We start from the raw sequence: 14,110 nt of genomic DNA on the forward strand, positions 1-14,110 counted from the left end.
ATGGACAAAATACTCATCGGTACTTTGAACTCCATTTTCGGTTAAATTTGCTCTTTTTAAGACGGTTTTTAATTCAGCGTCCATAATTGTTAATTCATAGTCCTATGAACAAAAATATAAACTTGATGAATTTGCTCATAATATACCAAATCCCAATTTGTTAATCCTAAATTTTCCACAATAGAATAAGAGCGTTCTACCGAAGGGTCTAAAACCTTAACTAACTTATATTTTAAATAATCTTTTACCCCTTCCAAATAACTTAAGGTAAATAAATAGGAATTATCATATGGTATAAACTGATTAAATTCAATATGTGTTCCCTCAAGTTATGTTAAGATCTCATAAATCCCTGTTTCGATGTTAAGAACACAAACCTGTTTTCGATTGTTAATTTTAAGGAAGAAGAAGGGAATTTTGCACTGTTAAATAAACCATTTACTTCTTTACATAAAAAACACAGTTGGCACAATTTGTGTTTACGAGACTAAAAATTTCCAACTTATTAAGACCATTAAATCTACAAAGTCTTTTCAGATAAGTTCGTCGTTTTTTGAAAATTGTAGAGTGTCTGGATTATTTGGCTTTGTAAGCTCTATAACTTTTTCCCAAGTCTCTGTTTCAAATATGACTGTTTTCCCCCCCCATTGCACTCCCCCCTTTATTTTAAATACAGATAATCATAAGCTCATATTTATTTTCAATTAAGGTCCTAAATCTTACTGTTAGCTCCATTAAAACCAAATATTTTGTATTCAACTAAATTTAATTCAAAGCTCCCCCACTTTTCCTTTTTGACACGAAGTGTTCAAATCTTTTTGACTTCTTTTTGAACAGATTCATAAAGAACTCCAAATTTAAAAATCAATGAATCTATAATGACAATGTAAACAAGATGATTAAATTGTTAAGTGCTTTTGATACTTATTCAATTATTCAAACTAAATAAGACAAATGTGTTTAATGTAGAAAAATTAGAAATCGAAAATCATTTACTGGAGAATTTATAAATGAGTATGTTTTGTTTTCAATGTCAAGAAACCGCAAAAGGAACAGGTTGTACAGTTGTTGGAGTATGTGGAAAAAAAGATGATTTAGCAAATATGCAAGATTTATTGATTTACACGGTTAAGGGATTAGCGATTGTGAATACAATGGCTCGTGAAATCGGGATTAATCAAAAGAAAACAGATGAGTTTATCATAAATGGTCTTTTTATGACGATTACAAATGCAAATTGGGATAAAAACGAATTTTTTAATACAGTAAGAGAAGGATTAAATCACCGGGAAGAAATAAAATCTGCAATCCAAAATGCAGGCTACACTTTAGATAACAATAGCGATTTTGTCACATGGTATGGTGAAACAAATCATCAGCTTGAAATGAAATCTACTTCTCAAGAAGTTAGTGTTTTAGCTACAAGAGATGAAGATATTCGTTCATTAAGAGAGTTAGTGACTTACGGTTTGAAAGGAATGGCTGCCTATTTAGAGCATGCGGGAAATCTTAGCTATGAAAATGATGAGCTAAATGCGTTTATGCAAAAAGCTCTTGCAATGATCACAGATGATTCAGTAAGTATGCAACAATTGATTGAACTTTCCATGGAATGTGGAAAATACGGCGTTCATGCCATGGAGCTTTTAGATACAGCCAATACCTCCACGTATGGTCATCCTGAAATGACGAAAGTAAACATTGGTGTACGTCAAAATCCAGGAATTTTAGTTAGCGGTCATGACCTGAAAGATATGGAACAGTTATTAAAACAAACAGAAGGCACGGGAGTAGATGTGTATACACATAGCGAAATGCTTCCAGCGCACTATTATCCAGCATTCAAAAAATATGATCACTTTGTGGGGAACTACGGAAATGCATGGTGGGAACAAACTCGTGAATTCGAGAGCTTTAACGGTCCGATTTTAATGACAACAAACTGTATTGTACCACCAAAGGAATCTTATAAAGGTAGAATGTATACAACTGGGGCAACGGCTGCCCCGGGTGTAACCTATATTCCTAAAAATGAAGATGGTACAAAAGATTTCTCGCGTTTGATTGAGCATGCAAAGAAATGTCAACCGCCAGTAGAAATGGAAACAGGTGAAATTATTGGAGGATTTGCGCATAATCAAGTGGCGCAAGTAGCTGATCAAGTGGTAGAAGCGGTGAAAAACGGTGATATTAAACGATTCTTTGTCATGGCTGGCTGTGATGGTCGCCATAAGAGCAGAACTTATTATAAAGAGTTTGCCGAAGAGCTTCCAAAAGATACAATCATTTTAACAGCAGGTTGTGCAAAATATCGTTACAATAAGCTAGAATTAGGTGATATCAACGGAATTCCAAGAGTACTGGATGCCGGTCAATGTAACGATTCTTACTCTCTAGTCATGACTGCATTGAAGTTGAAAGAAGCTTTCGGATTAGATAGTGTAAATGAATTACCGTTATCTTACAATATCGCATGGTATGAGCAAAAAGCAGTGATCGTTTTCTTATCTTTACTTTACTTAGGCGTGAAAAATATTCACGTTGGACCAACATTACCAGCTTTCTTATCACCAAACGTAACGAACTTCTTAATTGAGAATTTTGGTGTAGGCGGCATTTCCAATACAAAAGCCGACATTGACATGTTCATGAACAACTCAATTGAAATTCAAGGAAGTCCATTAGTTTAATCATAGACTAGGGTCCCGAATGGGATGAACGATAAAATCCAGGGAGAGTCTCAGTGGCTCCTTGGATTTTATCAGTTTATATTAAAGCAACATCCTCTACTGACAACAATTATATAAAACCTCACCTACTTGTGATACGATTCACCTTAAAACATCAAAATGAGGTTCTTTTGGATTATTGAGATAACACTCACTCCCTTTTCAATATGTTGTCTTGTCCTTAATCTAGTAATCTTCAAAAGTAAAATAAGCGGAAATTTTTCGGTTAGATGCAGCATGGAGCTTGTTTCGGGCTAAATAAGCGGAAAATTTCCGGTTATGCAAAGCAAAATTCCCTATTTTCGCATTTTTCAAGTCAATAGGCGGAATCTATCCGTCTATTTAAGCTTTTTTTAATAATAATTCCTGATTAAGCGGAATTTTTCCGTCTATTATCAGATCGGGTGCTTAACCCTGATTCCCTAATCAATAAGTACGGCCCCACTCGATCCTAGATGCGGAAATCAGTAGCTTTTTATCGACCAGCTTATAAAAATCAATAAAGATTTTTAATAACATAATAGTTAACCGAAGAATAAAAAAGTGTAAGACCGTTGCTAAAAACGGCTTACACTTTGAAGTGAATTAACTTATACTTTTGATAAAAAATTACACTATTTCGTTGGCTGTTTGTTTGCTTGTTGGAGCAATCGATATTCCTGTTGTTTCTTCAAAATTATATAAGCTTGTAGGCAAATCTGTGAATCTTTCTAATTCATTGTAGGCCGGAATTCCGTGGTATGACATATCCAATCCCTCTTCTTCCTCACGTTCACTTGCTCGGAAGCCAACTGTCTTTTCACATACCTTAGCCATAAATGCACCACCCACAAGTCCCCAAACAATTACTACAACTGCACCGAGTAACTGAACACCTAAAAGATGATAATGACCAGTAGTTAATAAACCTTGTGATTGGTCAAATAATCCAACAGCAATTGTTCCAAAAACCCCATTAAAACCGTGAACAGCAACCGCCCCTACTGGGTCATCAACCTTTAGATTATCCACTAATAATGTTGCATATATCACAATTAGACCACTGATGACTCCAATTATAATAGCACTCCATTGGGAAACAAAGGCACATCCAGCTGTAATAGCTACCAACCCTGCTAATACACCATTAATCGTCATACTTGGGTCAGCTTTCCCAAACTTCTTCATCGTCATAAACAAAGCTGCTGTACCACCACTTGCTCCCGCAAGCATTGTGTTAATGGCTATTGGTGCTAAGGCTCCATTTGAGGCGTCCAATGTACTTCCTGCATTAAAAGCAAACCAACCAAACCATAAAACAAACGCACCAGCGGATGCTAAAGGAATATTACTAGGTGCAAATACATTGGTACTTCCATCCGAGTTAAATCTTCCTTTTCTGGGTCCTAACATTTTTGCCATGGCAAAAGCAACAAAACCACCTACTGCATGAATTGCAGCAGAACCTGCAAAATCCTTCATACCTAATTTCGCCAACCAACCATTACTGTTCCAAATCCAATGCCCAGTAACTGGATAAATAACGATACAGATAAGGGCTGCTGTTACAACATATGCTTTAAAGTTCATCCGTTCGGCAACCGCACCTGAAACAATTGAAATACATGCTACTGCAAATCCCATTTGAAACAATACAAAGGCTGCACTAGGCAAATCAGTAGAAAGTGCAATCTTTTCCGGACTCCCGAATAATGTAGTACCAATGATTCCGAAAGTATCTTTTCCAAACATAATGCCAAAACCGATGATCCAAAAACTTAAAGCCCCAACAGTTAAATCTACGAAGATTTTCATCGTAACATTTACCGCATTTTTAGTTCGAACAAAACCAGCCTCGAGTAAACTAAATCCACCTTCCATAAATAACACCATTGCCGCAGCCAACACAACCCATACGGTATTTATATACATTAGTTCCACGAAAGTGATTCCTCCTGATTGACAAGTTCATCAATATCTAAGTCTGCTTTGCCAGTTCGAATATTATAAGCTTCAAAAATAGGATAAACGTAAATCTTTCCATCTCCATCTTCGCCAGTTTGAGCAGAATCTACAATCGTCTTTATTGTACGTTCCACCATAAAATCCGACAGAACGATCTCTAATTTTACTTTTGGATGGAGAGTCACGTTATAATTCTTTCCACGATAAACTCCCTTTGTATCCTTTTGTTTCCCTCTGCCGACAACTTGGGAAACAGTAAAGCCAGTAACTCCTATAACATTTAATCCCTTAATAGTCTCCGTGAGCTTTTCTGGTCTTATAATGGCTTCAACTTTTTTCATTATTTACACCGCCTATTTGATGTAAACTTTCCTAACATGATATGAATAAATAATATAACATGCGAACTTCGAGGTCAATGTCAATAAAATGAAATTAATGAACATTTCAGAAACTTTTTTTGTATTTAAAAAAAATCACCAATTGGGCACAATAATCACGACTATAAGATTGAGGTGATACATTGTCTATTGATCGTGTTTGTACAATTGGACCTGCAAGTAATGATAAAAATGTGCTCACTGAACTGATTAACCATGGAATGACCGTTGCACGATTGAATTTATCTCATGGGACTCACAAGAGCCACAGTAAAGTTATACGATTAATTAAATCACTTATCGAAGAGACAGGGCATCAAATTAAAATATTAGGTGACCTTCAAGGTCCAAAAATACGATTAGGTAAAGTTGAAAATGAAAAAGTTACTCTTAAAACCGGACAACCCTTTACCCTTCATATTGATCAAGTATTAGGAAACGAAAATCAGGCAAGCGTTGATTATGAATGGTTAGTTAAAGATGTGCAACCGGGCACTCGAATTTTGATCAATGATGGTGCAGTGGAATTAATCGTTATGCAAGTAGATCAAACTAAAGTTGTCACCACAGTCAAAACAGGTGGTGACATAGCCTCCCATAAAGGAGTAAATCTTCCAGGTGTTGTGACGAGTTTACCTGCCATTACTGAAAAAGATAAATTAGATATTCAATTCCTTTTAGAAGAAGAAGTTGATTTCATTGCTTGCTCATTTGTCCGCCGGGCTTCGCATCTTAAAGAAGTTCGGAGTTTTATGGAAAGTTTGAAAGGACATTGTCCTAAGTTGGTGGCAAAGATTGAAACGGTTGAGGCAATCCAACATTTCCAAGAAATCTGCGAAGAGACAGATGCCGTGATGATTGCTCGTGGTGATCTTGGTGTGGAGCTACCCTACCAATGGATTCCACTGTTGCAAAAAGCCATGATAAGAGAATGTAATCGGTTAGATACCTATGTCATTACGGCTACGCAGATGCTGCAATCAATGGTGGATAACCCATTACCCACAAGGGCGGAAGTTATGGATGTATTCCAGAGCGTACTAGATGGTACAAACGCTGTCATGTTGTCAGCTGAAAGCGCTGCAGGGCACTATCCTATTCAGAGTATAGAAACATTGAAACTTGTGTCCCAGTTTGCAGAATGTGTAAGGAAAGAAAATCCTTTCGACTTTTCCGATATACTGAAATTATTAAATAATACAAATAAATGTTAATAATGAAAAGAGCTTCCAACATCAAAATGGCAGCTCTTTTTTAATCATTTAAAAGCCCAATAATATAATCATTGGACTCTTCCATTTTGCTATTGCATATCAATCTTTTAAATGAAACGGGACAGTTGAAACAACCACGTCTTTTCGATTCAAAAGTAATGTACGAATACGAAATGCGGATTGGTTGTGCAGAAGACGGTGCCACCACTTATGGGTTATAAATTCAGGTAATAGCACTGTTACTTTCTTTTCATGATAGTGGTGGTCGATACGCTCAATAAATTCAATTAATGGCTTTATTAATGTACGATAACGGGAAGTGACTACAACTAATCGAACGCCTGGATTCCATTCTTCCCATCTTTGCTCCATCTTTTTAGCATCTTCAGGCGTAAAAGCTACATAAAAAGCAACAATATTTGGGGTAAGTGATTTTGCATAAGAAATGGTTGAAACAACTACTTTATGAATACCAGCAACAGGTATAATAATAATTGTATCTGTACTTGGAATTGGCTCCGCTAAATCAATTTTTAATTGTTTCCCTACACTGTCGTAATGTTTACTAATTCTTGTGATTACCCACAACATGATAGGAGTAATCACTACAACAATCCAAGCTCCTTCTTCAAATTTGGTTATACTAAAAATAATGACTACAAAAAATGTTACGACTGCGCCTATTCCATTGATAATCGCTTTTCGTTGCCATCCAAGTGATTTCTCTCTACGCCACTTTAAGACAAGTCCTACTTGTGCCATGGTAAAGGATAAGAAAACACCAATAGCATAAAGGGGAATTAACGCCTCCGTTCTCCCATGAAATACAATAAGTAAAATACTTGCTAAGACTCCCAATGTGATGATTCCATAGTTAAAAGCTAAACGATCTCCCCGATTAGCAAACATTCTAGGCAAATTTTTATCTTGTGCCATTAAAGATCCTAATATTGGGAAACCATTAAAGGCTGTATTAGCAGCCAGTATTAATATCGTCATCGTAGCAAACTGAATAATATAATAAAATATTCCTCGACCAAAGGCATCTTCTGCTACCAATGACAATACGGTTTTAGTTCCTGTGGGGTCTGGGTGAATATCATAGGCTCTTGAGATGATGGTTACTCCACCAAAAATAATAGATAGTAGTACACCTAATGTAACCATAGTCCGTTTCGCATTCTTTTGAGCAGGGTTCCTAAAGTGGGGCACTGCATTCGAAATAGCTTCAATACCCGTTACTGCTGAACACCCTGAAGAGAACGCTTTTAGCAAAACAAACCATGTAAGGCTTGCTGGTAATTCTGTAGGAATTGTAACATGATGAGTTGCCTGACTTGCACCAGTTAACCAGTCAAATAACCCTTTTCCTACCAGGGTTAACATGCAAAAGATAAATAAATAAGTTGGAAATGCAAATACGTTACCCGCTTCTGATAATCCTCTAAGATTCATCCATACCATAAACCAAATAAATACAAGCCCAATCGGAACGATATATGGCAAAGCTGTAGGAAAAGCAGAAGTGATAGCTAGTACACCAGCCGATATAGATACTGCTACAGTTAACGTATAATCAATAAGTAATGATACTCCTGCTAACCGTCCCCACATCATTCCAAGGTTTTCTTTTGCCACCATATAGGCCCCTCCGCCTTGTGGATACGCATCGATAACTTGTCTATAACTTATAATGAGAATCGAAATCAGTAATATAATTGTAATAGCAACGGGTAACGAAAAAGCAAAGGCAAATGCCCCAACAGTAGCAAGTTCTATTAAAATCATCTCTGTGCCGTACGCTACCGAAGAGAGTGCGTCCGATGATAAAATGGGTAGTGCCTTCCAAATTGGCATTTTCTCAGCCTCTGCTTCGCTCGTTTTTAATGGACGACCAAAAAGCAACCTTTTAAATGTCATTACAGTTTCCTCCTGTATGAATTGCAATTAAGTTTTAGTTTTTTAAATAAATTCGACTTTCATAGTTTCATATTGTTCATAATCTATGTAAAATTACGCTTTTCCACCATTAGATTCTAGTAACACCCCCACACCTTTTCATTGATTTCCCTATTTTTAAGCACACAAAAAGGACCACAAAATTGAAAGCTAACTTTTTTGTAAAAACACAAAAAAGCACCTTTCATAAGGTGGTCTCTAGACCTCCTTCGCTTTAGCCGACGAAGTTAGCTGACGGGTTAGGATGGCGAAAGAGATAGCATCCCTTCTACTAATTTGTAGAATTCACCCCAAAATAAATTGGGTCCTCCGTTCCCAGACGGGACTAGGCAATATTAAATTGTTTTCTCCTATGAACATGATACTACTCCGAAAGAAATTAATTGTAAAGGGGCAAAATAGTTCAAAAAAAGATATATTAGTTACTATTGTGGCAATAAAACTTTATAAATGGGCTAAATGAATAATTAAAAATATAAAAGGAGGAATGATTAATGATGGCAGCAGATTTAGGGTATTACTTTTCTTAATGCCCAAAATACTTAAACCAGATCCTAGTATCAATATACCCCCTACAATCGTCAATTCATTTAGAAGATCATTATTTATGGAGTTCTCCATTAGAATAGTAATTAAATAAATGGAACCTTGCCATACAAATAACACAATTCCTGCAATAGCTATCCCAATACCAAAGTTGGATGCTAAAACAATCGAAGTAATTCCGTCCAACATACCATTTGCAAGCAGATACGAATAATCTCCATTTAAGGCAGCCTCAACAGGACCTAATATAGATAACGTTCCAATACAAAATAAAAGAATTGCAGTCGATAACCCTTCAGCTAAATTACCCTTAGAATATTTATTAACTAAAGCCTTAAATTTTGATTCCAAATTAAGTCTTTGTCCGAGTAATCCCCCTACAGCTAAACTTACAATAAAAAGTACCGGATATTTGCTGGAAGGTAAATGTTGTACTAGTGCATTTATTCCTAATCCCATAGCTACTAATCCCATTGCCTGCATTAGGATATTATGATATTCATCTTTTATCCCCTTTTTAAAGATGCTTCCGATAATACTTCCAACTATTATCATCATGGTATTAAATATCGTTCCAAACATAATCATTTCTCCTTTTACTAATGTTCTTACCCAAAAATATAGACCCTCCTGTAAGGGGAGAGTCAATACTTTACTGGTATTTGTATTTCTGTCAGGTAGTCTTCCTTGCTTTTTGAAATATAATGGTCAATTATCGTCCTTTCAATGGAATCGCCAATAATTTTAAGACCATTTTCTTGGATGCAGGTCAGTAGGACTTTGTAATATTGAGGTGAATCATTATGATTCCCCCTATAATAAATACAGGCATACTTTCCTTCCTGTAGAGATGTCACTAAAGGACTTTTAATATCTTCTTCCTCGGCAAAAATAAAAATGGAGTTATATTCATCGAACTTGGTTTCCTTTATGTTATTCATACTTACCGTAAGCCCAACACCTCCGATAAATATAGAAGAATTCATATTAGACATATTTTCTAATTGCCGCAGGGAAACCTCCAGCTCTGATTCTGAACTGATTTTTTCCAATAACCTTACTATTTTTCTCTCCTTAAAATCCTCTATGGATGCAATTCCTAATTCCACTATTCTGCGTGCTAGTTTAATGTCATTAATTCGATTTTGAAATCTACGGTTAACACGTTCTAATTCCCTCATTTTAATTTCTGTTAATTCTTTTTGTTTTTCTAACAAATCCAAAAAACTATCAATGTCCCTTTGTTCTAAGTGCTCCTTGATTTCCTTTAAAGAAAAACCTAACTCCTTTAAATAATGAATGGTGTTCAGCTGTTCAAATTGCTCAGTTGAATAGTATCTATATCCGTTGTTTATATTAATTTGAATAGGTTTCAACAATCCAATTTCATCATAATATCGTAAAGTTTTTATAGTCGTATTATGAAGCTTAGCCATTTCTCCTACCGAAAATCGATTCTTCACTTTAATCTTCCTTTACTCATATGACAGATTTTAATTAATAATATTAACATAATAATTGGTTTTCCCTTTTGAAAAAATTTTTTATCCTTTAAGGCAATAAAACTCAAGATTATTAACTGTTTGTCCAATCTAACTCTCACTTAACTACATATCTTATACCATAATCATCAAGGGGGTGAGACAATGTTTCGTATTTTTGATTATCAGGCAACAGAACCAATTCGTAAAGTTAACAATAATAACCCAGTTTCTATTCCTCATTCTCCTAGACTTATTGTACTAACTACTATCCGTATAACTGTACCTCGAAGACATGCAAATAATAATAGTGTAGAATTAATTGCGACAGTTGGCGTTCGAGGGGTAAGTGATACATCTCAAATTTTATTTAAGATCTTTCGTGATGGAAAAGAAATCTTTAGAGCTCAAGAGGGAATAGAAGCGGATCCTACATCAGAGGTTAATTATATTGTGACATTCCAAGCTATTGATATGAATTTAGGACAGGGAACACACCTTTATGAATTAACCGCTGAAAATATTACAAATGGCACAGAAGCAGCTGTTGTAGGACCAATCTCTTTTAGTGGTTTAGCAGTAGCTCCTGATGACTGTGATTGTGATTAATAGTTCAAACACAGCTTAGATTTCTAATAATCGTAAGGCTATTCTATATCCCTTTTGTTAAGGGGTATAGTTTTTTATTTAAGTCTCTTAATCGATTGGATACTTGAAATATTAAATTGTCATAATAGACCGACCATCTGAAGACCATAATAGATTCCATTGTTTTCAACTGATTTTGTAACGTATTTTGCTGCACCCTTTACTTTCTCTTCTGCATTGCCCATTGCCACACTGTGTTTTATTGTTGAAAGCATCTCAATATCATTTAGTCCGTCTCCAAAAGCATATTGACATTCTTCTGGAAATCCTAGTCTTTCAATAATTTTCTCAATTCCTTTTGCTTTAGAGCCACCCTTCGGAATAACATCAACTGAAAATGGCAGTGCTCTAACAAAATCTAAATCTATAAATCTCTCATCATATTGTTTCTCTTCCCCATCTGGGCAAAATAGAAGGGTTTGATACAGTTCACGCCCATGATAATAATGAGGATCATGGGTGGGACTATCCATTTTTAATGACTCAAAACTGTTCTTGATATAGATATGTTCTGGCACATTCGATTTCATATCTTCATGATCCATGTAAACCACTGGATGATGATTACTAAGAGCTGTTTCTGTTAATTTTTTTATGGATGTAAGGTTTAATGGATTGGTATAAAGGACTTTTCCATCTAAAACTACATATTGACCGTTATAACTTACATAAGTATTTATATCTAATTCTCTTCGCAGATTTTCAAACATAAACGGAGCTCTGCCTGTTGCAATTCCCACTTCATGCCCCCTTTCTTTTAATTTATAAATCGCATCCTTTGTGGTAGTAGGTAACTTTTTATCTTGCGTAAGCAATGTTCCATCAATATCAAAAAAGATAATTTTTTGTTCTGTCAATGTCATTCCCCTCTTTCCGCTGGTTTTAAATGAACAAACCCGCCATTTTGACTAACACAATGACTCTACATATCTATCTGTCGATTGATTTCTTGAAGACCCTCTACATCCCTCATTTAGCGATAATAACCTTAATGTCGTAATCACTCAGAACCTGGGTCATTGCTTCATCTGGCTTTTTGTCGGTAATGACCATATCAATCGATTCCAACCCGGAAATTCTATGGAACAAGCGTTTTCCAAACTTTGTACTATCTGCTAACACAATAACCTGATCTGCATGGCGTATCATTTCCCGCTTGACGGCTCCATCTTCTTCATACGGGTACGAGATACCATCAGCAGTAATTCCGCATGCTCCAAGAAACAGTTTGTCGACTTGATATTCCGACAGCTTTTGAAGCGTCGCTGCCCCGAACAAAAAGCGATGTTTGCCATTGAGAGTTCCGCCCAACAAATGCACAGTAACATTTTCATTATCGGCGAGAACACTCGCTACGTCGATTGCGTTGGTTACGACCGTAACATCCTCCGCCTCCAAACATTGTGCAGCGAAATGTACGGTGGTTGACGCATCAAAAATCACATAGTCCCCGTCTTTGACGAGATCTGCGGCGATTTGACCAATCTCCTGCTTTCCAGAAGATTCTAGGATAAGTCTCTCCTTATAACCGGACACTTCCTTTGTCAATCGTGGTAACATCACCCCACCACGTGTACGTATAACATTCCCGCTCTCAACAAGCTTCACTATGTCTCGTCTGGCAGTATCACGCGACACATTAAACAACTCACAGATCGTTCCAGCTGTTACTCGTTGATGTTGTTGTAAATATTCCATTAAACGAACGAGTCTCTCCTCTTGGCTAAGTGATTCCAAGCAATACCACCTCCTGATGTAAGTATTTTATACGTATATGTAAGTTATAGTCAAGTGATTGTAAGTTTATATAAGTGTTTTTAATTCTATGTACCTCTAAATACAACGCTTATTCAACCAGCCAGTTAGCAGAACAAAAAAAAGAGCCACACAGCTACGACTCCTTGCAAAGTTCAATCCCCAATTAGTTAAATTTCCTATTTTTCAATGGTCCGAAAAAAGGATATTTATAAGAATCACCTCATTTTAGTGTTCCCTGAGATGATTTCTTATTCAAATGCCACTTTTCAATAAGAAAAGGGGATCGCCGCAGCCATCCCATTCTTTAACTCTTGCACCTGTTTAAGTAAATCCTTCACAATCTCTTCTCCCTAAAGTATTGTTCCAGCCTCCATACAAAGGAAACAAATAACATTTCTTCTTCTAATATTTCTTTACCTCTTTTACAATAGTTCGTTCGACTAATAATTGATAAATATAAATAACGATTGCTGTTACAACTGACAATATGAAAAAATGTTTTGGTCGCATTTTCTTGAACTCGAATACTCCAACCTTAGCGAAAAATTTTGCGATAGGGAACGCGAGAATATAATCTAGTACAGCATTTAATGATATGTACTTTATAAAGCTACCGTACGTTAATTTAAATACCCAAATAGTAGTTATAAAAAATAAACCTAAAAGGTAAGAGAAATCTAAACGATAATTTGGAAATAAAGCATTTTTTACTTTCCACCACTTACGTCTATCAGCAATTTCACCTAACAAACTAAAGATATAACCAATAAATGTTGCTACTGGAAGAAAGCGAACAAAAGAATTTTTTCCTAGCAATGGAGTAGTTAACCAAGGAATAACTAATGTACTAAATGATAAAGCCTTTCTTTTATTAATCATAGGAGCCCCCACAAAATACAATTTATCATTTAATATCCCCTTTTGTTCAGTAGTTTTATTCCATTAAATGGACCAGTGTTTAACACAAGTTAAACAACGTTTTTCAACTAAACTGCTTCGATAGTTGAACGGGGTTGCTGCAGCACCCCTGTACCGTTACTATAAATCTAAGTATAAGAAGTAAATGTGCGGAATTATTTATGTTGTACAAGAATTTATAACCATCAAACCCTGAACTACTCAAATAGGCAGAAGGTAGTTTTTTGTCACAAAAATTATTTAAAATTGTCAAAATAGTATATTTTTTGTTAAAATAAGGCGTATTCAAAAAATTAAAAATAAAATATTTCCATACTAAAATGAGGAGGCTTTTTTTTAATGAGTACACTTGAAAAAACAATTGATCGTATAAAATCGGAAGGTTTTTCTTCAATAGATGTACAAAAAGCCATATCGAAAATGAGAGAAGAATCTACGAAGGAAACGTCGAAAACAGGTAGTTTGGATAAATATCATTACTCGTTCTGGGATGAAGAATAGTTCATTAATTAAATTTCAAAAAAATAATACAT

The 14,110-nt window shown here is 35.6% G+C and carries 12 protein-coding genes, 1 pseudogene and 1 riboswitch; of the genes and pseudogenes, 4 read left to right on the forward strand and 9 right to left on the reverse strand.

Annotation, left to right across the window (positions count from 1 at the left end; translation table 11 throughout):
- The first annotated feature begins 1,016 nt into the window (after positions 1–1,016).
- The gene (gene hcp / locus JOC76_RS10450; protein ID WP_372441932.1) at positions 1,017–2,690 is read left to right on the forward strand and encodes a hydroxylamine reductase; all 1,674 of its coding nucleotides are present in this window, start codon (positions 1,017–1,019) and stop codon (positions 2,688–2,690) included.
- A gap of 648 nt (positions 2,691–3,338) precedes the next feature.
- Here hcp and JOC76_RS10455 read toward each other — a convergent pair.
- Both JOC76_RS10455 and JOC76_RS10460 read right to left on the reverse strand, forming a co-directional pair.
- Complete coding sequence (locus tag JOC76_RS10455) at positions 3,339–4,649, reverse strand: ammonium transporter (RefSeq protein WP_205177558.1); 1,311 nt, start codon at positions 4,647–4,649, stop codon at positions 3,339–3,341.
- Positions 4,640–5,014, reverse strand: coding sequence for a P-II family nitrogen regulator (locus tag JOC76_RS10460; RefSeq protein ID WP_205177559.1), 375 nt, complete (start codon positions 5,012–5,014; stop codon positions 4,640–4,642). Before JOC76_RS10460 ends, JOC76_RS10455 begins: the two co-directional genes overlap by 10 nt.
- Positions 5,015–5,196: 182 nt before the next feature.
- On the opposite strand from JOC76_RS10460, the gene JOC76_RS10465 reads away from it, so the two are divergent.
- Positions 5,197–6,267 (forward strand): pyruvate kinase, encoded by a 1,071-nt coding sequence (locus tag JOC76_RS10465; protein WP_205177560.1) that lies wholly within the window; start codon positions 5,197–5,199, stop codon positions 6,265–6,267.
- A gap of 99 nt (positions 6,268–6,366) precedes the next feature.
- On the opposite strand, the gene kimA is transcribed toward JOC76_RS10465, so the two are convergent.
- The 3 genes from kimA to JOC76_RS10480 all read right to left on the reverse strand — a co-directional run bounded on the left by kimA (position 6,367) and on the right by JOC76_RS10480 (position 10,235).
- Entirely contained in the window at positions 6,367–8,187 is a 1,821-nt protein-coding gene (kimA, locus tag JOC76_RS10470) for a potassium transporter KimA (RefSeq protein WP_205177561.1), read from the reverse strand.
- 240 nt (positions 8,188–8,427) lie between these two features.
- Positions 8,428–8,568, reverse strand: a riboswitch (cyclic di-AMP (ydaO/yuaA leader).
- 102 nt (positions 8,569–8,670) lie between these two features.
- Entirely contained in the window at positions 8,671–9,354 is a 684-nt protein-coding gene (locus tag JOC76_RS10475) for a DUF554 domain-containing protein (RefSeq protein WP_205177562.1), read from the reverse strand.
- Between the two features lie 62 nt (positions 9,355–9,416).
- Positions 9,417–10,235 (reverse strand): MerR family transcriptional regulator, encoded by an 819-nt coding sequence (locus JOC76_RS10480; RefSeq protein ID WP_205177563.1) that lies wholly within the window; start codon positions 10,233–10,235, stop codon positions 9,417–9,419.
- Positions 10,236–10,418: 183 nt separating this feature from the next.
- On the opposite strand from JOC76_RS10480, the gene JOC76_RS10485 reads away from it, so the two are divergent.
- Positions 10,419–10,862, forward strand: coding sequence for an exosporium protein C (locus JOC76_RS10485; protein WP_205177564.1), 444 nt, complete (start codon positions 10,419–10,421; stop codon positions 10,860–10,862).
- 119 nt (positions 10,863–10,981) lie between these two features.
- Here the strand turns inward: JOC76_RS10485 and JOC76_RS10490 are convergent, their stop codons facing one another.
- From JOC76_RS10490 to JOC76_RS10500, 4 genes and pseudogenes are all read right to left on the reverse strand, one after another.
- On the reverse strand, positions 10,982–11,758 hold the full coding sequence (locus JOC76_RS10490) for a Cof-type HAD-IIB family hydrolase (protein WP_205177565.1): 777 nt from the start codon (positions 11,756–11,758) through the stop codon (positions 10,982–10,984).
- Between the two features lie 112 nt (positions 11,759–11,870).
- The gene (locus tag JOC76_RS10495; protein WP_239557686.1) at positions 11,871–12,461 is read right to left on the reverse strand and encodes a DeoR/GlpR family DNA-binding transcription regulator; all 591 of its coding nucleotides are present in this window, start codon (positions 12,459–12,461) and stop codon (positions 11,871–11,873) included.
- Positions 12,462–12,467: 6 nt separating this feature from the next.
- Positions 12,468–12,638 (reverse strand): annotated as a pseudogene (locus tag JOC76_RS30460) (DeoR family transcriptional regulator); the annotation flags it as partial.
- A 423-nt stretch (positions 12,639–13,061) separates the two neighbouring features.
- The gene (locus JOC76_RS10500) at positions 13,062–13,538 is read right to left on the reverse strand and encodes a hypothetical protein (RefSeq protein WP_205177566.1); all 477 of its coding nucleotides are present in this window, start codon (positions 13,536–13,538) and stop codon (positions 13,062–13,064) included.
- Between the two features lie 378 nt (positions 13,539–13,916).
- On the opposite strand from JOC76_RS10500, the gene JOC76_RS10505 reads away from it, so the two are divergent.
- Positions 13,917–14,078 carry a hypothetical protein gene (locus JOC76_RS10505; protein WP_205177567.1) on the forward strand — a complete coding sequence of 54 codons (162 nt, stop codon included), beginning with the start codon at positions 13,917–13,919 and terminating at the stop codon, positions 14,076–14,078.
- Positions 14,079–14,110 lie beyond the last annotated feature (32 nt).

The sequence above is a fragment of the Neobacillus cucumis genome (assembly GCF_016908975.1).
In the GTDB taxonomy this organism is placed as follows: Bacteria; Bacillota; Bacilli; order Bacillales; family Cytobacillaceae; genus Neobacillus; species Neobacillus cucumis.